This window comes from Nonomuraea sp. NPDC049152 (assembly GCF_040648355.1).
In the GTDB taxonomy this organism is placed as follows: domain Bacteria; phylum Actinomycetota; class Actinomycetes; order Streptosporangiales; family Streptosporangiaceae; genus Nonomuraea.
Window position 1 is genome coordinate 142,396 of record NZ_JBEZDO010000006.1, and the last position, 19,782, is coordinate 162,177.

Here is a 19,782-nt window from a genome sequence, read left to right on the forward strand (position 1 = left end):
CGCCGGAGGACATGCTGTGAACACGTACAGACCGGGTCGATTGCGGCCCACGACTTCAGGAGTGACCATGACCGGCTCTTCCGCCCGGGGAATCACGACGGTGCTGCATCCCGTGTCCGACCTGGCGAAGGCCAAGGCGGTCTACGCGGCCCTGCTCGGTGTCCCACCGGAGAGTGACTCGTCCTACTACGTCGGTTTCGAGGTCGGGGGTCAGCACATCGGGCTGGTGCCGGGCGGTGGGCCGCAGGGTATGACCTCGCCGGTGGCCTACTGGCACGTGAACGACATCGAGGCGAAGCTGGCCGAGGTGACCGCCGCCGGTGCCGTCGTGAAGGAGGCAGCGCACGACGTCGGTGGCGGCCGCCTGGTGGCCACCGTCACAGACCCCGACGGCAACGTCCTCGGGCTGCTTCAGGACCGATGAGTGCCGGCTCCTCGCTCCCGCGGGCTACATGGTTCGCGTGAGCGAGCGGCGCTGACCCGTCGGCGAACATCGAACACGGCTCGGGATCTTTGCCGGTGACGAACCCACGCCTGCCACATCCGCGGCGTGATGGCCACCGACCGGACGACAAGCCCATTTTCGCGAAGGAGACTGCTATGACCTCCATCCCCTTTGTCACCCTCGAAGTCCCCGACCCCACGGTCGCAGACGACTTCTACGCCACCGCTTTCGGTGTGGGAACCCACGTACGCGCACGCGCCTCGCAGGCACCGACGACCGGCTTTCGTGGGTTCGCCATGTCGCTCGTGGTGTCCCAGCCGAGCACCGTGGACAGCCTCTTCGGCACCGCCCTCGACGCCGGCGCGACGACACTGAAGCCAGCCACGAAGGGGTTCTGGGGCTACGGCGGTGTCCTACTGGACCCGTACGGCACGATCTGGAAGATCGCGTCGTCGTCGAAGAAGGACACCGGCCCGGTCACCCGGCAAATCGACGACATCGTGCTCCTGCTGGGAGTCGCTGACGTCGCCGCGACCAAACGGTTCTACGTCGAGCGTGGCCTGCCGGTGGCCAAGAGCTTTGGCCGCAAGTACGTCGAGTTCGCCGCCTCGCCCGTCAAGCTGGCGCTCTACGGGCGCCGTACCGCTGCCAAGGACGCCGGCGTCTCCCCGGACGGCACCGGATCACACCGGATCGTCATCGGCAGCGATGCCGGAACCTCCACCGACCCGGACGGGTTCGAGTGGGAGGCCGCCTCGGCCTCACGCGAGCAGCACGGTCACCTCATCGCGCATGCCGGCGAAGCCGAGGTCGTCCTGTAACTTACAGCGGCCGGACGGCAATCGCGATCGCCGCCCGGCTCTCGCAGGCCTGACGCCACGCACCGGTGGCACCGACCCAGGCACAGGGCCACAAAGTCCCTTCTCAAGATCCACCACAACAAGATCCTCAAGGATGAATCTGCCATGAGCAACACCGAAAGCAACACGTACGAGGGATTCACGGCCGAGGAGCGGGCCGCGATGAAGGACCGCGCCCAAGAGGGGAAGACGGCTGTGCGCCGCAGCTCGCGCGCGGACAAGGCGGCGGAGGCGGAGCGGGAGGTGCTCGCGAAGATCGCCGAGATGCAGGACTCCGACCGGGTCATGGCCGAGCGCGTCCATGCCGTCATCACGGCCAGCGCCCCGGTCCTTGCGCCGAAGCTCTGGTATGGGATGCCCGCCTACGCGCTGGACGGCAAAATCGTCTGCCACTTCCAGAGCGCGGAGAAGTTCAAGACGCGCTACGCGACGCTCGGGTTCAGTGACCAGGCGAAGCTGGACGAGGGCACGATGTGGCCGGCCGCATTCGCTCTGACCGAGGTGACGGGCGAAGTGGAGGCACAAATCAGCGCGCTGGTGAAGCAGGCGGTGAGCTGAGGCGTGCCCGGTGAACGGGCTGGGCCTGTGGCTTTTTTACATGCTCGGCGGCTCCCCGCGGTGGGCGGGTTCTTCACGCTGACGGGGGAGGATCTGGGTTCATCGACAACTTGAGGCGGGGCGGGGCGGGGCGGGGCGCGCCTGGGGCTGGCGGTTCAGCTGTGCACGTTGCCATGGCTGGGGTTCGTACCGGACGACATCCGGTCGGTGCCGCGGGCGGCGGTACAGCGACTGGCGAACCCATGGAGGTCACCGTGGCGATCCGAGGGCTCGTGGGGAGTCCCGGGCTGGAGGCCGAGGTCGTCGTGCAGCGACGCGGCGAGCTCGCCGAGGGTGAGGCCAGAGTCCTGTTCCTGCTCCGCTGGTCTGAGCAGACAATCGAGTGACCCGGAACAGAACAGCGCCTCGATCGCGAAGTGATGTTCGGCGAGCTCGCTGGACACCCCACCCGGCTCTGCCTGCGTGCTGACGTCTCCAGCAGGAGATGAAGGACGAGCCCACCCGCCGCACAGGGTCAGCGGCTCGTAGCCGGACCCGGATTCGTCACGCCCGTGGGACGGGCTCGCCCCCGCCACCAGTGCTTCTGGCCCACCGCGCGATACCCCACAGCCGGTCATCGCGTGATCGTTCCGGGGACGCGCCGGTTGGCGATCCCGAAGCCGTGGGGGATGCCTGCCCGAGGAGATGGTTCGTGAGCCCGACGGCCGCAGCTAGGTGTCTCATACCTGAAAACGTAGAGAACATCTGGCTCAGGGATATAGTCCAGATCTATGGAGGATCAGTGGTCCAGATGGGGATTGGATCTCCACGTTCATCTCCGGCCCGGCGCAGGGCATGGCCTGCGGGCCGGGCTCGAACACGCCTTGCGTGACGCCGTGCGAAGTGGCCGGCTCCCGTCGGGAACACGGCTGCCCTCGTCGCGGGCGCTCGCTCGTGATCTCGGGATCGCACGCGGCACCGTCACCCAAGCCCTGGACCAACTCGTCGCCGAGGGATATCTGGAGTCGAAGCCGCGGTCGGGCATTCGCGTCGCTCCTCAGCCCACCGCCGCCCCGCCCGTGGAGACCGCACAGCCGCCGCATACCACCCTGAGGCCCGTGCGGGGGATCGATCTCCGGTCCGGCTTTCCCGACCTTGCCGCGTTCCCGCGACGCGAGTGGCTCGCCGCCACCCGGCACATCATGCAGACCGCCCCCAACACCGCATTCGGCTACCGAGAGCGAACGGGCATCATCGAGCTCCGGCAGGCGCTGGCCGAATACCTCGGCCGGGCCCGCGGCGTCAGCACCACGCCCGCCCACATCGTGGTATGTGCCGGCTATGCCCATGCGCTGCGACTGGTGTGCCAGGTCCTCCGACACCTCGTCGGCTCTGCGGGCGCGCTCGCCTTCGAAGACCCGACCGAGCCCGACTACCCCGCGCTCGCCGAGCAGATGGGACACCGGGCGCGTCGCATCCCCATCGACCGGGACGGGCTGATCGTCGAGGAGCTCACGAACGAAACCGCCGTCGTCGTCACTCCCGCCCATCAGTACCCGCTCGGGGTCACGCTGAGCCCTGCCCGGCGCGTCGAGCTGGTGTCGTGGGCCAGGCGAGCCGGCGGATTCATCATGGAGGACGACTATGACGGCGAGTTCCGTTACGATCGCCAACCTGTCGGCGCGCTCCAAGGTATGGCTCCCGACCGGGTCATCTACGTCGGAACCGCCAGCAAGACCATCGCTCCTGGCCTGCGTCTGGCCTGGCTCGTCCTGCCCAGCAGCCTCCTCGCCCCGCTGCGGGAGGCAACGCGCTGGGACGAGTCCTCCGTCAACGTCATCGACCAGCTCGTGCTCGCGCGGCTCATACAGACCGGCGAACTCGACCGGCACGTGCGCCGCTGCCGAGCCCGCTACCGTCGGCGACGGGATCTTCTCGGCGAGGCCGTCAACCGGCATCTGCCGCACGGACGGCTCTCCGGCATCGCCGCCGGCCTGCACGCTGTCCTCCGCCTCCCCGCCGATTCGGACCACGAGGCCCCGCTTCTCGGCTTTCTGGCCGAACGCGGCATCCATGTCGAAGGCATCTCGCCCTTCTACCACCGGCCGCAGGAGGCCCCACTCGCCATCGTCATCGGCTACGCGACCCCAGCCGAACACGCCTATAGCAGCGCCCTCAGCGCACTCGTCAGGGCTCTGCGGGAACGCATGTAGCAAGCAACGCGACCTGCGGAAACGCCCCCGACCAGCGCGCCGAGGGTGACCGGCATTCCGGCGCGTTGCGCAATGCCTTCAATCGGATGCTCGGCTGCCTGTTCCGCTGCGTGCAGAACCGCACGCCTTACGACGAGCGGGTCGCTTTCCTGCCCTGGGACGTCCAGCCGAGATCGGGGGTGGTGACGCCGGACACCGCCCGCGCCCGCGCGCCCAGGACTCGGCGGCGTCCACCAGAGCGCGTCCGACACCCATGCCCTCCACCTCGGCGGAGACGACGAGCTCGCCGATGTAGGCGTCCACCTGGCCGGTGAAGTGCCGACGGGTGGTCACGGTGACAAAGCCGGCGACGCAGCCCTGGCGGACTGCCACGAGCACCCCGTGATCATCACTATCGCTCTCCTCCAGGGAACCGGTGACCCAGCCGCGCACAGCCACGGCCACGGCATCGGCATCCCGCCAGGCCGCGACTCCTTCGGTCAGGCGTGGGGCCAGCGTGACGATGGCATCGCGATCCTCGTCTCGGTAGGGCCGGATCGCAACAGAAGCCTGTTCACCATTCATGATCGGCAGTCTGGCACCGGACTCCCTCGTGAAAAAACAGTCGACGGCCCCATGGATGTCGAGATCGGGGTTGACGCCTGATTCAGATCGGATGTCTGTGGGCCGACGGTGTCCACATCAACGTTCGGCTGGACGAGCACCGTTTGTGCCTGCTGGTGAACGCCGTTGGATCCTGGACAGTAGCCGCAGCCTGGGCAAGGGCTCGCTGTGGACGGGCCTGAACGGCCCCGAGCCGGTTTGGATGCAGATGATCGTCCTGGACGGGCCCACCCGCCGCTAGGAGCCCAAGCGACTGCGGCTGCGCCTGTTCGATGTCGCCGGGCGCCTGGTCCGCGGCGGGCGGCGGTTACGGCTGCGCGGGTGACGTGTTCGTGTGACTCACCCGTGAAGCCATTGGGACGTTCGGTAGATCGCCGTTGCGAGGATGCCGGCCGTGACGAAGCCGGCTGCGGCGCCTGCGACGGCACCGCCCAAGCCCGCCCACGCCCAGCCAATCAACGCCCACGCTCCGGGAACGACCACGAACGAGGCGAACCCCGCCACGTGTTCGGCCCATGAGCCGAACACGCCGACACGAGAGCGTGCCGATCTCGGCGCCTGCTGTGACACCGGGACCCTCCTCCCGCCTGCCCAACGTGACCGTTTCAAGGCCAATCGGGCAAGTCAAGGAAAGTAAGGCGACCCGAACCCCAAGACGACCCACCAGGGGAGAAGCTCAGCGCGCAGGCGATCCCGCGAACCTCATGATCTCAACCGGGCATGAACGCCGAGCAGGACATCGATCATCAGGAAGACAGCCAGCGAGATCCCCATCAGAGGCAGGAACCAGCCGACGGCCACGGAGAGCAGGAACAGCGGCACCAGGACGGCCCTGTGCACCTTCCGCCATCCGCCGCGCGGGTACGGCTTGCCGAAGCCGCGGGTCGGGCGGCGCTGCCACCACATGCGGTAGCCGAGCACGATGAGCGTGATCACGCCGCTGGCGAGGAGGGCCAGCAGGAGCTGGTTGGCCAGGCCGAACAGCAGGCCCATGTGACCGTCGATGCCCCACCTGGTGAGCTTGGCCGCGAGAGGATAGTCGGCGAAGCGCAGTTCGGCGCTCACCTGGCCGGTGGTGGCGTCGACGGCCACCTGGTCCAGACGTTGGGGGACGCTCTTGTCGATCTCCTTGACGAGGTAGGGAGCGCCTGCCTCGGCGGGCCAGACGATCTCCAGCGGGCCCGACAGGCCCTTGCCTGCCGCGGCCCGGGCGACCCGGTCCACGTCCGCACGTGAACCGCCGTGCTGGTGGCCGCCGCTTGCGGAGTGGGCGGCGTGGTCGCCGGAGGAGGTGGAGATCGTGGGAGTGGTCCAGCCGAGCGCGGCGCGAAGCCCGTCGACGTTCTCTCCGGCGTACTTCGACCACGTCAAGCCGGTGGCGGAGAGGAAGAGCAGGCCCACCACCGCCCACAGGCCCACCGACCCGTGCCAGGACAGGCGGCGGCGTGCTCCGGCAAGCGAGCGATCGGGAGCGATGAGTCCGCGCAGGCGGCGGTTGCGGCGGCGCCTGGTGATCCACAGAACCAAGCCGCCCAGGGCGACGATCCACAGCCAGCTGGCCGCCAGCTCGCTGTAGATCCGGCCCGGTTCGCCCAGGTGCAGGTGACGGTGCAAGCCGGAGATCCAGGCGCGGACAGGGAGCGCGCCCGAGCTGCCGTAGCTGTCCAGCATGCCGCGCACCTGGCCGGTGTACGGGTCGACGAAGACCGCCAGCTGGGTGCTTTCCGGCAGTCCTGGCACGTCCATCAGCACCCGCGTGGTGGAGTCGCGCTCGTCCGCCGGCCGTACCGCTGTGACCTTGCCGTCCGGGCGGGCCGTCCGCGCGGCGGCGACCTGCTGGGTGAGCGGCAGCCTGGACTCGCCCACCGGAGTGGTGAGTTCGTGCCGGTAGACGACCTGCTCGATCTGGAAGGACGCCGCGTACAGGAGGCCGGTGGTGGCGGCGACGAGGAGGAAGGGAGCGATGAGGATCCCGGCGTAGAAGTGCAACCGCAGGACCAGAGGCTTGAGGGCGGTCCACGCGGTCGCTCGTCCGGGCGACTGCTCAGGGTCGGCGACAGGGCGCACGTCGGTAGAAGTCAAGGGGGATCTCCGTTCAGGGGGACGCGCACATCGACAGGTACGCGCCACCTCGAGTGGGGGTTCAGCCACGCAACGGCGTGGCGGGAGACGGGCGCGACGGCAGAGGCCGGCCGCGGCCCGCGGGTCGGGCTACAGCCCGATCAGAGAACGGAGACAAGCGTGGGAGGACCGCGCCGGCTGACGCCGGAGCCGAGCAGGAGGCGCCGCAGCCGCTCCGTCTCGTGCTCCACCCGAGGACGGCGCGGCAGGCGGGATTCGACCGGCGCACTCGCGAGGATGAGCAATCCTGCCCAGAGCGCACCGAGCGACGTGACGGCCAGGCGCAGGATGGTGGCCAGGGCCGTATCGCCTCGATCCAGCCACCAGGACGACATGACGGCGACGGCGACGTGGACCAGGAGCATGCTCAGGCCACTGCCGTCGTGGGCGTGGTCGAGCGAGGCAGGCGGCAGGGTCTCGGCACCGGCGGTGAACAGGTGGTGCATGCCGTACTGCGCGGCGAAGCACGCTGCGAGCAGTGTGCCCATGCCTCGCTGACGCCGGCCGAGGAGGAAAGCTCCGGCCCAGGTCAGCGTCACTGCCCCGGCCAGGATGCCCGGCCGTACGGCGGTGCCCCCGGCCAGCACGTGGAGGGCCGCCGACACCAGCACGCAGACCACGGCGAACGCCGTGGCACGCAAAGCGCGCAGAAGAGGCCGACCGACATGCACCCGCATATGCTGCCATGCGCGCGGCCCTGGACACCACGTCCAGGGAAGGTAACACCACCGGGTACGTGTCTGGGCAGGCTGCCGAAGGCCGTTTACGGTCGAGGCCATGTGTGATCTGAATCCTCAGGAAAGCCGGGACATCATCCAAGCTCTGGAGGAGCTGCACACGCTGACAGGCCAGGCGATGCGACACGCGACCTCCATCGAGGACACGGCCTATATGGATCACGAGGGGTTGGCGGCGGTGCTCACCTCGCTGCGCGATCGAACCCAGACGACATTGCACTGGGTGAAGGACAGGCCGCAGCAGCACGCTACGCATGCAGGCCACTAGAGCCGGGTCAGCGTGGCGGATGGGGCGGCCTCCGCGTGAGCCGCGTTTCTTGCGGTTGGCCGCCTGATCGCTCCCTTCTGGGATGACCGCCCGGATACCACGACTGCGCAGTCAGGCGCGGTTGCCCCGGGAGTACGACAAGCCGTACTCCCGGGGCACACGCGCCACGGGCCGAACCGGCGGGCGGCCGGCGCGGGTAGCAGGGTGAGGGCGAAGACGAGCAGGGCGCCGGTGCGCCGGATGTCCTGCGATCGCCAGCGCGATCACCACCGGCAACAGCGTCAGCCGCTCCTCCGCGACGCAGGAAACGACGCGGGAACACAGTGCCGGCTCCCTGTCGTGCAGGCCTCGGCGCTCGCGGTGGCAGGCCGAGGCCCGAACGGCCGGTTGTCGGTCGCGTGCCCGGGACGTTCATGGGAGTCAGGCATCATGCGTGGGTAGACGCGGAGTGCGAAAGCAGGGTCCGCGTCGCGGGCACTCAGCCCGTTCCCTGGCCGAGACGCCGCCGACCTGTTTCAGCAGCCGATCGGCACGTCCACCGTGACGGACGCCGGGCCCTGGAAACCAGGCCGGCCGGGACCCGCCGGGCCCTGCGACAGCTTGACCTCGGCGCGCACCGTCGATCCGCAGGGTGCGGCCGCGGTGACGCCCTCGACGGTCACGGTGTTGTTCCAGATGCTCACCGACTGCCGCCGAGAGCCGAGGAAGAGGCCACCGACGATCTGGCCGGACACCTCCACCTCTGCGCGCTGCGGGGTGATGACTCCGCCGGGCCCCGGCTCCGCGATGCCGGGGGCGCCGACGGTGCCGTAGAACCGCGCCTGGGTGCCGGTGACATCCACGCAGGCCTTGGTGCGCAGGCCCGAGATCAGGATGCTGTCACTGCAGGTGGTCGTGGTCGTGGCGGCGGATGCCGGGCTGCTCACCGCGAGCGCCCCCGCCATCGCCACACCTGCGGCGAGTACTGCGGCTCCACGCTTGACGATCTGCTTCAACGAGTTCCCCTTTGATGACCGAGCGCGCGGCCCCGTGCCACGCGCCTGACATTTGTAATATGTCACACGTGACATGACTTAACAGTGATCACCAAGGAAACTGCACGAGAATCACATGGAAAGTTTGGAACGTTCAAATCGGACAGTCCGCAATAGGGGAAAGGGATGGGCGGACATGGGTCCGGTGCGGTTCGGGCGCGAAAATCGCGCCCGAACCGCACCGGGGAGTGAGGAGGAATCAGTATTCGGTGGTGACGGTCACGCCGCTGAAGTCGGTGACACCGTAGAGGCTGAGATGGTTCCAGCCGTTGGGGTTGAGATCGGTGACGGTCAGCGTCTCGCTGTTACCGGAATTGGTGGATTTCGCGGTGTAGGAGTTGGTCGTCGCCCAGTTGTTCTTGTTGAAGTAGAGGTCGGCGTTGCCTGTACCGCCGGACGCGGTGATTTTGAGTTGCGTAGTGCCCTGGGGAAGCCAGATGTAGAAGTAGGCGTAGTTCTGCACGGTGTGTGAGGCGTTGGCGCGCTTGCAGTTCTTGCCCATGGCGCGGATGTCCTGGCCTGGGCAGTCCGGCAGGACGGGCGCGGACGCGCATTCGCCCGCGGCGCAGGCGGTCAACCAGGCTTCCCAGTCGGCGTCGTGGTCGAGTGAGGCGAGGTAGGTCCGGGCGGCGTTCCAATTGCCCGTGCGGTAGTTGCCGAGCAGTGTGCCGACCTCGGCCCGCTGCCTTTCGAACATGTAGCGGACCGCGAGGTAGCCCCAGGTGTAGATGCGCGTCTCGCCCTGGCCGTAGACTGTGTCGAACAGCTGACTGAGCTTGTAGGTGTGCTTGCCTGCCTCGGTGTAGGCGGTGGTGTTGGGCCGGTTCTGGTAGGACCAGGACACGTATTCGGCCAGGCCCTCACTCCACCAGACCGTCGGCGTCGTCGACCCGGCGCCGAAGTCGCCGTACATGTCGTACCGGCCGTCGAGGTAGTGGGTGTACTCGTGGTTGAGGTTCCAGATCTCGAAGGCCGGGCGCACCCAGGTGGCCTCGTAGGCGATGAACCGGGGCTGGTTGCCCGCTGCCGAGGGATCGCCCTCCAGATACATGCCGCCGTTGTTGGTGTCGATGCCGTAGATCGCGCCCGCGTAGGTCTGGTAGTCGGCGGGGGAGTCGAAGACGACCACTTCGAGGGTGGTGTTGTTGTCGTCGGCCACCGGCCGGCCGCCGGAAGCGACGAGGTTGTGGAAGTAGGCGTCCTGGTTCCGCAGGCTGGCGCAGGACGCGGAGAGCTGCTCGGCGTTGATCTCCTGGGCCAGGACGCGGAGGCTGGGGCTGCAGGTGTGACTGACCGGCAGCGCGGCCGCCTTCAGCCGGTTCGCCAGGTCGCAGACGCCGTAGGAGGAGCAGTTCGCCCGGTCGTAGAAGTCGGCCATCTCGGCGAGACCGACCCAGAGCGGCGCCGTCGTGCCGGTGATGGAGGTCTGGTCCAGCAGAGACTTGACCTTCGGCCGGACCGTGTCCCGCAGGGTGGTGTGTTGCAGGAAGCGGGCCAGTTCGCGGCCGGCGTTCCTGGTGAGGAAGGCCGAGCCGGTGCCGAGCAGGTCGAGATGACGGGACGCGAACGACTGGAGGGTGTCGAGCACGCTGGTGTCGGACTGCACGTTCGAGACGAACTCCGCGATCGAGTGCCCGCGGAACAGCACCGTGAAGACGGCGTTGACCGCGTTCCGCATCCACCAGAAATTGTCGTAGGAGCTGTCGTAGTCGTTGAGCAGCCGCTTGACGACGTCGAGGTAGCGGGCGTTCTGCCCGGCGCTGTCGATCAGGGTGACGGACTCGCTGAGGATCTCGCCGTTGATGTCGCTGACGTCGCGGGAGTGGCTGGAGGCGAAGAACGCGTCGAGGGCGGGCCTGATCGCGTCTCGCAGCACGTCGCCGTACGGGCCGACGTCCTGCTGGTGGTACCACTGCACGTAGTAACCGGCGCGCAGGTAGAGCACGAGCTGGGCGGTGCCGGCGCTGTTGTCGCCGGTGTAGGACAGCGCGTTGGTCCTGTAGGCGTTGGCCACGGTGACCATCTGCGCCTCCCGGAAGGCGCCCGCGGCATCGGTTCCCGTCAGGGTGAACAGCGTGTTGACGCAGCTCGTCGCGGACGCCTTGATGGCGGCGACCAGGGCGTCGCCGGTGTTGCCGGTGAAGTCGGACACGTCGCAGGTCTCGGCGACCGCGGACGCCAACTGGGCCGCAGTCTTGGCCTTCTGGCCGGTGTCGGACGGCCTCTTCTGGGTGATCTTCAAGGCGCCCGGGGTGTCGTAGTCTCGCCGTAACTCGTCTTTCGACGCGGGCAGGGGGGCGCGCTCCTCGATCGGGAGCGCGGTGTGCCGCTCGTGGGCCGGCAGGCCCAGATCTCTGCCGGTGACGTCGCGGGTGGGTGGCGGCTCGGTGGCCCTTGTCGTGGTCTTGAGGGTAGTCGTGGTGGAGGTCGTCTCGGCCGCGGAAGCCGTCGCGAGCACGGCTTGCGTGCTTGTTCCGAGTCCGAGCATCAAGGCGACCAGTGCCGCCTTCGCCGCGGATTGGCGTAAGAACGCTGTCTTTCGCACTGCCAGCTCCTGGGGGGTTTGGGAGCGGCGCGACCGGCCCCCGATTTCTCGGCCAGCCGCTGTTAGCTATATGACATGTAAAATGACACAACAGTCATACATGCGCAAGGCTCACGTTCATCCGCCGCAGCGGGCTTGCGCCAGGCCACGTCGTCGTCCCCAGCGAGGTCCGGGTCCGCCACGGGGTGTCGACGCGGCGGACCCGGGTGCTTCAGGAGGCCGGACCCACCTTGACAGTGGTCCGCAGGCCCTTGTTCGCTTCCTTGACCACGTCGATCCTGGTGTTGGTGTCGGGCGGGAGGACGCCCTGCTGGGGGTTGGTGCTGTACCAGTAGACGCCGGTGTGGTCGTTGAAGGAGGAAACCCCCGGCAGCGCGGGGAAGACCGTCTTCGCGCCGTCCTTGTGCAGCACCCACCGGTCGGTCGGGGTCAGCCCGAAGGGCGAGTCGAACACCTGGATCCGGCTGTTGGCGCTGGTGTAGTCCTTCCACAGCAGCGGCACGGCATGGGCGTCGATCGGCAGGATCATGCCCTCGCCGACGTGGTTGCGGGTGGCGTTGTCGGTGTAGGAGGTGTCCCACAGCCAGACGAGCAGGCCGTCCTGGTAGGGGTAGTGCTCGTAGATCTCCCGCCGCGCGGGGTCGTTGGAGAAGCCGGCGCTGTACGGACCGGTCTTGAGGTAGGCGCCGTAACCGGCATAGCGCCGGTTCTCGGCGATGTAGGCGCGCGGGTGGTCCTTCTTACCGATCTTCCCGGTACGGCTGAAGCCCACGGCGGTCCAGCCGTTGTCGCCGGTTTCGACGTCGTCCTGGACGACGCCGGTCATGGAGTCGATGAGGAAGCCGTTCTCGACGGTGTTGGTGTCGGTGAAGTAGCGGAACCGGAACTGGATCTTCTTGCCCGTGTAGGCGTCCAGGGGAAGGCTGAGGTCGGTCCAGCCGCTGCGCCCGGTGATCCCGGGGACGCCGTCGACGGAGGGAATCGGCTGCCCGCCGACGGTGCCGCCGATCGGTGTCCATAACTTGCCGTCCTCGGAGACCTCGGCGTAGAGATAGTCGAAGTCCTGCTCGATCTGGTACCAGACCTTGGCGTCGAGCTTGGCCGTCGTCAGCCCGGTGAGGTCGAGCTCGCGGGTGAGCGTCTCGTTGAGGTAGTCGCCCCTGCCGCTCCACCACTGGAAGGACCCCTGCGCGGGGTCGACCAACTCGGTGGTGATCGTGTGCGGCGGCAGGTCGACGACGACCGCCTGCGGATCGGCGGTGTTGTAGGAGCTCACCCCGAGGGTGTGGGTGGAGGCGGTGGCGGCCTTGGCCCTGTCGTGGCTGAGCCAGCCGAGCCGCAGCTTGCTCCACGCGTCCAGGTCCCCGGGGAACTCCCCGGTCTGCCCGTTCTTCTTGCCCAGGTAGGAGCCGCTCGACATGAGCGACCAGAACTCGACGCTGTTCGTTCCGCCGCCGTCGTACAGGTCGGGCAGGCCCAGGTCGTGGCCGTACTCGTGGGCGATCAGGCCGACGCCGCTGTTCTCGCCCGCGGTCAGGAACTTGCCGACCCAGATGCCGGTGTCGCCGATCTGGGTGCCGCCGCGCAGGTTGCCCGCGGGGCCCGTGCGCCCGCGCAGGTTCCAGTAGGCGTCGTGGTTGACCGCCCACAGCGCGTCGGCGCCCTGCGCGCCGCCGCCCCAGGTCTGGTCGACGCCGGCGTGGATCACCTGGAAACGGTCGATGTAGCCGTCGGGTTCGTCGAAGTTGCCGTCGAAGTCGTGGTCGTATCGGTCCCAGACGTCGAAGCTCTTGAGCTCCGCCGTGATGTCCTCGACGCTGCGGCCCTTGGCGCGTTCGGCGTCGTACCAGGCGTTGGCGGAGTCCTTGACGAAGTCGAACAGAGGCGTGTCGCAGTCCAGGCCACTGTCACAGCGGGGCGTGCCGTACCGGGACTCGTTGTAGGGCACCTTCACCCAGTCGGAGACGTGGCCGTCGAAGTCGTATCGACCCGAGGACTGCAGGCGGTAGAAGTTGCGCAGGGAGTTGGCGCCCTCGGCGTCGTTGAAGTAGATGTCCTGGTAGTAGGCCCGGTTGAAGTCCCGCTGCCAGAGGGTGTGGTTGTCGTAGCTTCGCTGCGGTCTCGGGATCTGGTTGTGCAGCGGTCCTGGCACGCCGCCGTAGCGGATCTGGCCGTTGTGCAGCGTCCGGTTGTCGATCTTGTCGCCGAACTCGGCGAGGACGGTGAAGACCTTGTCCTTGCGTTCGAGGGCCAGCTCGACGTACTGGTCGCCGATCTTCACCCGGCCGGAGGCTCGCGCGCTCACCCCGGGGCCCGAGAGCACCTGCTCCATGGCCTTGTCCCGCAGAGCACGTTCCTGCACGGCGATCGGGTTGCGGACGTCCTCCTGGTGACGTCCCTCGCCCGGCGGGGTGGCGGTGACCTTCGTCGAGGGGGTGGGCGCCGGTCTCGGATCGGCGGAGGCGAGTCCGGGCAGCGCCGAGGCGCCCAGGACCGTTCCGGCCAGCCCGATTGCGAGCATGGCGGTGAGCTTACGCACGCGGGGGGTTCCTTCCGTCATGGGCCGGATCTCCGGCCGCACCGGTCGCGCGTAATATGTCACATATTAGTAATGGGGCGATAGGGGTAATGTGAAGCAATCGCACCCGCTGACATCCGCAGGCTACGAGTCGATAACGCCACTTGCTAGTGCTATTTCACATTATTATGTTACGGGTCACTTCGATCGTTCGAGCGATCCACTGAGGTGACACATGGCTGGAACCAAGGGCGGCGGACGCATGCTCGCGCTCGCCACCACGCTCGTGCTCGGTCTCGCCGCCTGCTCCGGCGGGGGAAATGCGAGTAAGAACAACGCCGGGGGAGCCACGACCTCGGACCAGGGGCCGGTCAAGGGCGGAACCCTCTACGTCCTGTCCAATCAGGACTTCGTCCATCTCGATCCCACGCGCAACTGGACCATGCGGGACATGGGCTTCGGCACCCGGCTCCTGTATCGCACGCTGACCACATACAAGGCGGGCAGTGCGGAGATCGTGCCCGACCTGGCCACCGACCTCGGCACGCCGTCCGAGGGGGGCAAGGTCTGGAAGTTCACGCTTAAGGACGGCGTGAAATATGAGGATGGAACGCCCATAAAGGCGCAGGACGTCAAATATAACGTTGAACGTTCATTTTCTCCGGAGCTCCCCGGCGGTCCCAACTACGCGATCCTCTACCTCGCGGGAGGGGAGAAGTACAAGGGCCCGTTCAAGGGCGAGCACCTGTCCTCGATCGAGACCCCGGACGACAAGACGATTATCTTCAAGCTCAAACGCCCGGTGGCCGAATTCGGCCAGACGGTGACGCTGCCGACATTCGCGCCGGTGCCGCAGGCGCAGGACAAGGGCGTCGACTACGACAGCCGCCCCTTCTCCTCGGGTCCGTACAAGATCGAGAAGTACCAGCGCAAGGCGGAGCTGATCCTGGTCCGCAACGAGCACTGGGACCCCGCGACCGACGAGGTGCGCAAGGCCTATCCCGACAGGATCGTCGTCAAGCAGACGGTGGGCGGCGGGAGCATCGACACCCGGCTCATCGCCGACCAGGGTCCTGACCGCTCGGCGGTGGGCTACGTCGACGTCGCGCTCGCGAGCCTGCCCAAGGTCCTGTCCAACCCGCAGGTTCAGAAGCGGATGGTCAGCTCGGTGGACGGCTGCACGGGCATGCTGTACCTGAACACCTCGCGCGCCCCCTTCGACAACCCGAAGGTCCGCATGGCCGTGCAGTACGCCGTCGACAAGGAGGCGTTGCAGACGGCGTCGGGCGGCCCCCAGATCGCCGAGATCGCGGGCGCCATCCTGCCGCCCGGCCTCACCGGCGGCGTCAAGCGCGACATCTTAGGCATCCCGCCGACCGGAGACGTTGAGAAGGCCAAGTCCCTGCTCACCGAAGCCGGCGTCAGCGGCGGTCTGAAGATCAGACTGGTGACGTCCAACGGTGGCAAGCCGGGAGCGGAGGCACTCCAGACCGCCCTCAAGCGAGTCGGCATCGACATGCAGATCGACCTGGTCGAGGCCTCGGCCGTCGGCGGCATCACCAGTGACCCCACCAAGGCGCCGGACATCCAGATCGGTGGCTGGTGCCCCGACTACCCGTCGGGCTCGACCTTCCTGCCGATCATCTTCGACGGCCGCACGATCACCGAGAACTCCGGCGGCGGCAACAACTCCTTCTTCAAGGACAAGGAGGTCATGGCCAAGATCGATGAGATCAACGCGATGACCGACGCCGAGGCGGCGAACAAGGCGTGGCTCGGCCTCGAAGACCTGATCATGTCGAAGTCGCCCGCCGTGCCGTACCAGTGGGCCAAGCAGAACAACCTGTTCGGCTCCAACGTCGCGGGCGCCGTAGGCCACCCGATCTGGGAGGGCAACCCCGACCTCGGCGTGATCGGCCTGAAGAACCCCAGCCTTTCCCGGTAACGAGCTTCCCAGCAAGAGGACACGCATGAAGACTCCGCTCGACGCAGCGGAGACGGCCGGGGCGGCGCGTGACACCGCCACCCCGGCAGGGCGTTCCCCCTGGGGGCTCGTCCTTGACCGTCTCCGGACGAACCGCGCCGCGATGACCGGCCTCGGTATCGTGATCTTCTTCCTTGTCGTCGCACTGGCGGCCCCGCTGCTCACCGCGCTGAGCGGCTGGGATCCCGCCCAGCCCGACAAGACCGCCATCGACGCCAACCTCGCCGGGATCCCCAGAGGCGCACTGGGCGGGATCGGCGCCGAGCACTGGCTCGGCGTCGAGCCGGTCAGCGGCAGGGACATCTTCAGCCGGATCGTCCAGGGCGCCCGGGTATCCCTGTTCATCGCCTTCACCAGCGCGGCGGTCGTGATGGTGCTCGGCACGTTCTTCGGCATCGCGGCCGGCTATTTCGGCGGCTGGGTCGACACGGTGATCAGCCGGCTCACCGACCTGCTGATGTCCTTCCCCGGTCTCATCTTCATGATCGCCATCATGGCGGTGACCCCGGACGTCAACCGGATCGTCCTGCTCATCGCCGTGATCGGTTTCTTCAGCTGGCCCGGAATCGCGCGCATCGTCAGGGGCGAGACGCTCTCGGTCAAGCGACGGGAGTTCGTGGACGCGGCGAGGACCAGCGGCGCCCGCGATCACAGGATTTTGCTGAAGGAGATCCTGCCCAACGTCTCCGGACCGATCATCGCCTACGCCACGCTGCTCGTCCCCGGGCTGATCAGCGCCGAGGCGGCGCTCTCGTTCCTCGGTATCGGCATCAGGCCGCCGACGCCCTCGTGGGGGGAGATGCTCTCCAACGCGGTGACGTACTACCAGGTCGACCCGATGTACTTCGTCATCCCCAGCCTGTGCCTGTTCCTCGTCGTCTTGGGGTTCAGCCTGCTCGGTGACGGGCTCAGGGACGCCATCGATCCCAAGGGCGCCCGCAAATGATCATTTACCTCGCGCGCCGGCTGGCCGCGGTCGCCGGCGTCCTGCTGGTGATCTGCGCGGTGACCTTCGCCATCTTCTACCTGCTGCCCACCGACCCGGCCGTCACCGCCTGCGGCAAGAGTTGCTCGCCCGAGCGGATCGCCGAGATCCGCAACCAGATGGGCCTGGACCGGCCGCTTCCCACCCAGTTCTTCGACTACGTGACCGGTATCTTCGCCGGGCGGACCCTGGGCACCGGCCAGTACGCGGTCGAATGCGGCTTCCCCTGCCTCGGCTACTCCTGGCAGAGCGGCCAGCCGGTCTGGGACCTCCTTCTGGAGAGCCTGCCCGTGACCTTCTCCCTGGCCGTCGGGGCCGCCACGCTCTGGATGATCGGCGGGCTGAGCGTCGGCGTCGTGTCGGCCCTGCGCAAGGACACCCTGCTGGACCGGACGCTGGTCGTGTCGACCGTCGCCGCGGCGGCCCTGCCCATCTACTTCGTCGGGCCGATGCTCCTCTACGTGGTGGTCCAGGGGCTGCAGCTGATGCCGTACCCGGGCTACACCCCGTTCGGCGAGGGCCCGCTGACCTGGGCGCAGAACCTGGTGCTCGCCTGGATCGCGCTGGCGATCCTGTCCGCCGCCATGTACGCCAGGCAGAGCCGCTCCTCCATGATCGAGACGATGGGCGAGCCGTACATCCGCACCGCCCGCTCCAAGGGCCTGCACGAGCGGACCGTCGTGGTCAAGCACGGGCTCAGGGCCGCGCTCACCCCTATCGTGACCATCTTCGGAATGGACCTCGGCGGACTGATGGGCGGCGCGATCATCACCGAGTCCATCTTCGGCCTGCCCGGCATCGGCAAGCTCACCGTGAACAGCATCACCGCCCAGGACCACCCGGTGGTGCTCGGCACGACGCTGCTCGCCGCGTTCTTCATCGTCATCGCCAACCTGGTCGTGGACCTGCTCTACGGCGTCGTGGACCCCAGGGTGAGACATGCTGCTTGAAATCAAGGGCCTCGGGGTGGCCTTCGGGGGCCTGCGGGCGGTCGAGAACGTCGGCTTCTCCCTGGACAAGGGCCACACGCTCGGCATCGTGGGCGAGTCAGGTTCCGGCAAGTCGGTAACCAGCCTCGCCATCATGGGCCTGCATCGGGAGGCCCAGGTCTCCGGGGAGATCCTCTTCGACGGGCAGCAGCTCGTAGGGGCGCCGCAGGAGACTCTCCGCAGGCTGCGGGGGCGCCGGATGGCGATGATCTTCCAGGATCCGCTGTCGTCGCTTCACCCTCACTACACCGTGGGCGAGCAGATCGCCGAGGCCTACCGGCTCCACTTCGGGGCCTCGCGCCGGGCCGCCAGGATCCGCGCGGTTGAGATGCTCGCCGAGGTCGGCATCGCCTCGCCGAAGGACCGGGTGGGGGATTACCCCCATCAGTTCTCCGGGGGCATGCGCCAGCGCGTGATGATCGCGATGGCCCTGGCCTGCGAGCCGGACCTGCTCATCGCGGACGAGCCGACGACGGCACTCGACGTGACCGTGCAGGCCCAGATCCTCGAACTGATCAAGAAGATCCAGGACGACCGCGGGCTCGCGGTCGTCCTGATCACCCACGACCTCGGCGTGGTGGCGCGGGTCACCGACGAGGTGCTGGTCATGTACGGCGGGCGCGTCGCCGAGCAGGCCTCCGCCGACGAGATCTTCGACAGCTCCCGGCACCCCTACACCCGTGGCCTCCTCGACTCGCTGCCCCGCCTGGACGAAGACGACGACACGCCCATGCGCACGATCCCCGGTTCCCCGCCGTCGTTGCTGGCGCCGCCGCCCGGCTGCCCCTTCCATCCCCGGTGCCCGCAGCGTATGGAGGTCTGCGAGCGGGACCTGCCGCTCCTCACCAAGACCTCTCCCGGTCACCTCGCCGCCTGTCACCTTGGGAGCCCCTGATGGACGACCTGCTGCGGGTATCCGACCTGCGCATGAGCTTTCCCCTAAAGATCCCCTTCGCCCGCCGCCGCGGCCGCGCGGTACGGGCGGTCGACGGGGTGTCCTTCGAGGTACGGCAGGGCGAGACGCTCGGCCTGGTCGGGGAGTCGGGGTGCGGCAAGTCCACGACAGGCCGCATGATCGTCCGGCTGCTGGAACCCACCGCCGGCTCGATCACCTTCGAGGGCAGGGACATCACCCACGTGAGCCAGGGGGAGATGCGCCCGCTCCGCCGCGACCTTCAGATGATTTTTCAAGATCCGTATTCGTCGCTGAACCCCAGGCAGACCGTCGGACAGATCATCGCGAACCCGCTGGTCGTCCAGGGCGTCTCAGGGGTTCGCGCGAAGGTGAAGGAGCTGCTGGACCTGGTCGGCCTGATCCCCGAGCACATCGACCGCTACCCGCACGAGTTCTCCGGAGGCCAGGCCCAGCGCATCGGCATCGCGCGGGCCCTGGCCACCCGGCCCAAGCTGGTCATCGCCGACGAGCCGGTGTCGGCGCTGGACGTCTCCGTACAGGCGCAGATCGTCAACCTCATGGAGGAGCTTCAGCGCGAACTCGGGCTGACCTACGTCTTCATCGCTCACGATCTGTCCGTCGTGCGACGCGTCAGCGATCGGGTCGCGGTGATGTATCTGGGCCGGATCGTGGAGATAGGGGACAAGCACGAGGTCTACCGGCATCCCGCTCATCCTTATACGCAGGCCCTGCTCTCGGCCGTGCCCGTGCCCGATCCGAAGATCGAGCGCAAGAGGGAGCGCATCGTGCTGCGCGGAGATCTGCCCTCTCCGGCGAACCCGCCCGCCGGCTGTACGTTTCATCCCCGTTGCCCGAAGGCCGCCCCGCTGTGCGCGCAGGAGAGTCCGGTGCTGCGGATCCACGCGAAACGGCAGGTGGCCTGTCACTTTCCCGATTGAGCCGGGGCGTGATCCCGGGCGGCGCTACGCCTGGACCCGCTCGGTTCCGTGCTGATGGTCGCGGAGCCGGCGGGTGCCGGGTCGGTGCC

At 67.9% G+C, this 19,782-nt stretch carries 17 protein-coding genes and 1 pseudogene; 11 read left to right on the forward strand and 7 right to left on the reverse strand.

The window, feature by feature from the left end:
• The first annotated feature begins 67 nt into the window (after nucleotides 1–67).
• The 5 genes from AB0B45_RS13930 (at nucleotide 68) to AB0B45_RS13950 (ending at nucleotide 4,055) form a co-directional block, all read left to right on the forward strand.
• Nucleotides 68–424 (forward strand): VOC family protein, encoded by a 357-nt coding sequence (locus AB0B45_RS13930; RefSeq protein ID WP_358129756.1) that lies wholly within the window; start codon nucleotides 68–70, stop codon nucleotides 422–424.
• Nucleotides 425–600: 176 nt separating this feature from the next.
• Entirely contained in the window at nucleotides 601–1,266 is a 666-nt protein-coding gene (locus tag AB0B45_RS13935; protein WP_358129758.1) for a glyoxalase, read from the forward strand.
• A 144-nt stretch (nucleotides 1,267–1,410) separates the two neighbouring features.
• Entirely contained in the window at nucleotides 1,411–1,863 is a 453-nt protein-coding gene (locus AB0B45_RS13940; RefSeq protein WP_358129761.1) for a DUF1801 domain-containing protein, read from the forward strand.
• Between the two features lie 254 nt (nucleotides 1,864–2,117).
• Complete coding sequence (locus tag AB0B45_RS13945) at nucleotides 2,118–2,249, forward strand: hypothetical protein (protein ID WP_358129762.1); 132 nt, start codon at nucleotides 2,118–2,120, stop codon at nucleotides 2,247–2,249.
• Between the two features lie 384 nt (nucleotides 2,250–2,633).
• A complete protein-coding gene (locus tag AB0B45_RS13950; protein WP_358129765.1) occupies nucleotides 2,634–4,055 on the forward strand; it encodes a PLP-dependent aminotransferase family protein in 1,422 nt (473 codons plus the stop codon).
• A 78-nt stretch (nucleotides 4,056–4,133) separates the two neighbouring features.
• Here the strand turns inward: AB0B45_RS13950 and AB0B45_RS13955 are convergent, their stop codons facing one another.
• From AB0B45_RS13955 to AB0B45_RS13965, 3 genes are all read right to left on the reverse strand, one after another.
• A complete protein-coding gene (locus AB0B45_RS13955; protein ID WP_358129768.1) occupies nucleotides 4,134–4,619 on the reverse strand; it encodes a GNAT family N-acetyltransferase in 486 nt (161 codons plus the stop codon).
• A gap of 741 nt (nucleotides 4,620–5,360) precedes the next feature.
• A complete protein-coding gene (locus AB0B45_RS13960; RefSeq protein WP_358129771.1) occupies nucleotides 5,361–6,740 on the reverse strand; it encodes a PepSY domain-containing protein in 1,380 nt (459 codons plus the stop codon).
• 140 nt (nucleotides 6,741–6,880) lie between these two features.
• Entirely contained in the window at nucleotides 6,881–7,420 is a 540-nt protein-coding gene (locus AB0B45_RS13965; RefSeq protein ID WP_358129774.1) for a hypothetical protein, read from the reverse strand.
• A gap of 136 nt (nucleotides 7,421–7,556) precedes the next feature.
• Between AB0B45_RS13965 and AB0B45_RS13970 the strand changes: the two genes are divergently transcribed.
• Nucleotides 7,557–7,784 (forward strand): hypothetical protein, encoded by a 228-nt coding sequence (locus tag AB0B45_RS13970; RefSeq protein WP_358129776.1) that lies wholly within the window; start codon nucleotides 7,557–7,559, stop codon nucleotides 7,782–7,784.
• Nucleotides 7,785–7,796: 12 nt separating this feature from the next.
• Here AB0B45_RS13970 and AB0B45_RS13975 read toward each other — a convergent pair.
• From AB0B45_RS13975 to AB0B45_RS13990, 4 genes and pseudogenes are all read right to left on the reverse strand, one after another.
• Nucleotides 7,797–7,976, reverse strand: a pseudogene (locus AB0B45_RS13975) (IS5/IS1182 family transposase); the annotation flags it as partial.
• Between the two features lie 323 nt (nucleotides 7,977–8,299).
• Nucleotides 8,300–8,779, reverse strand: a complete 480-nt coding sequence (locus tag AB0B45_RS13980) for a hypothetical protein (protein ID WP_358129778.1) — start codon at nucleotides 8,777–8,779, stop codon at nucleotides 8,300–8,302.
• 238 nt (nucleotides 8,780–9,017) lie between these two features.
• The gene (locus tag AB0B45_RS13985) at nucleotides 9,018–11,363 is read right to left on the reverse strand and encodes a M9 family metallopeptidase (RefSeq protein ID WP_358129780.1); all 2,346 of its coding nucleotides are present in this window, start codon (nucleotides 11,361–11,363) and stop codon (nucleotides 9,018–9,020) included.
• A 211-nt stretch (nucleotides 11,364–11,574) separates the two neighbouring features.
• Nucleotides 11,575–13,902 carry an immune inhibitor A domain-containing protein gene (locus tag AB0B45_RS13990; protein ID WP_358129782.1) on the reverse strand — a complete coding sequence of 776 codons (2,328 nt, stop codon included), beginning with the start codon at nucleotides 13,900–13,902 and terminating at the stop codon, nucleotides 11,575–11,577.
• A gap of 214 nt (nucleotides 13,903–14,116) precedes the next feature.
• On the opposite strand from AB0B45_RS13990, the gene AB0B45_RS13995 reads away from it, so the two are divergent.
• Genes AB0B45_RS13995 through AB0B45_RS14015 form a run of 5 tightly spaced genes read left to right on the forward strand, consistent with a single transcriptional unit; the run spans nucleotide 14,117 to nucleotide 19,693 of the window.
• The gene (locus tag AB0B45_RS13995; protein ID WP_358129785.1) at nucleotides 14,117–15,826 is read left to right on the forward strand and encodes an ABC transporter substrate-binding protein; all 1,710 of its coding nucleotides are present in this window, start codon (nucleotides 14,117–14,119) and stop codon (nucleotides 15,824–15,826) included.
• A 25-nt stretch (nucleotides 15,827–15,851) separates the two neighbouring features.
• A complete protein-coding gene (locus AB0B45_RS14000) occupies nucleotides 15,852–16,811 on the forward strand; it encodes an ABC transporter permease (RefSeq protein WP_358129787.1) in 960 nt (319 codons plus the stop codon).
• The gene (locus tag AB0B45_RS14005; RefSeq protein ID WP_358129790.1) at nucleotides 16,808–17,800 is read left to right on the forward strand and encodes an ABC transporter permease; all 993 of its coding nucleotides are present in this window, start codon (nucleotides 16,808–16,810) and stop codon (nucleotides 17,798–17,800) included. Before AB0B45_RS14000 ends, AB0B45_RS14005 begins: the two co-directional genes overlap by 4 nt.
• On the forward strand, nucleotides 17,790–18,734 hold the full coding sequence (locus AB0B45_RS14010; RefSeq protein WP_358129793.1) for an ABC transporter ATP-binding protein: 945 nt from the start codon (nucleotides 17,790–17,792) through the stop codon (nucleotides 18,732–18,734). Before AB0B45_RS14005 ends, AB0B45_RS14010 begins: the two co-directional genes overlap by 11 nt.
• Complete coding sequence (locus tag AB0B45_RS14015) at nucleotides 18,731–19,693, forward strand: dipeptide ABC transporter ATP-binding protein (protein ID WP_358130278.1); 963 nt, start codon at nucleotides 18,731–18,733, stop codon at nucleotides 19,691–19,693. Before AB0B45_RS14010 ends, AB0B45_RS14015 begins: the two co-directional genes overlap by 4 nt.
• The last annotated feature ends 89 nt before the right edge of the window (nucleotides 19,694–19,782 follow it).

Bases quoted from the DNA above. Each gene is read 5' to 3' on its own strand.
- AB0B45_RS13930 (WP_358129756.1), top strand. From the start codon at position 68: ATGACCGGCTCTTCCGCCCGGGGAATCACGACGGTGCTGCATCCCGTG.
- AB0B45_RS13935 (WP_358129758.1), top strand. From the start codon at position 601: ATGACCTCCATCCCCTTTGTCACCCTCGAAGTCCCCGACCCCACGGTC.
- AB0B45_RS13940 (WP_358129761.1), top strand. From the start codon at position 1,411: ATGAGCAACACCGAAAGCAACACGTACGAGGGATTCACGGCCGAGGAG.
- AB0B45_RS13950 (WP_358129765.1), top strand. From the start codon at position 2,634: ATGGAGGATCAGTGGTCCAGATGGGGATTGGATCTCCACGTTCATCTC.
- AB0B45_RS13955 (WP_358129768.1), bottom strand. From the start codon at position 4,619: ATGAATGGTGAACAGGCTTCTGTTGCGATCCGGCCCTACCGAGACGAG.
- AB0B45_RS13970 (WP_358129776.1), top strand. From the start codon at position 7,557: ATGTGTGATCTGAATCCTCAGGAAAGCCGGGACATCATCCAAGCTCTG.
- AB0B45_RS13995 (WP_358129785.1), top strand. From the start codon at position 14,117: ATGGCTGGAACCAAGGGCGGCGGACGCATGCTCGCGCTCGCCACCACG.
- AB0B45_RS14000 (WP_358129787.1), top strand. From the start codon at position 15,852: ATGAAGACTCCGCTCGACGCAGCGGAGACGGCCGGGGCGGCGCGTGAC.
- AB0B45_RS14005 (WP_358129790.1), top strand. From the start codon at position 16,808: ATGATCATTTACCTCGCGCGCCGGCTGGCCGCGGTCGCCGGCGTCCTG.
- AB0B45_RS14010 (WP_358129793.1), top strand. From the start codon at position 17,790: ATGCTGCTTGAAATCAAGGGCCTCGGGGTGGCCTTCGGGGGCCTGCGG.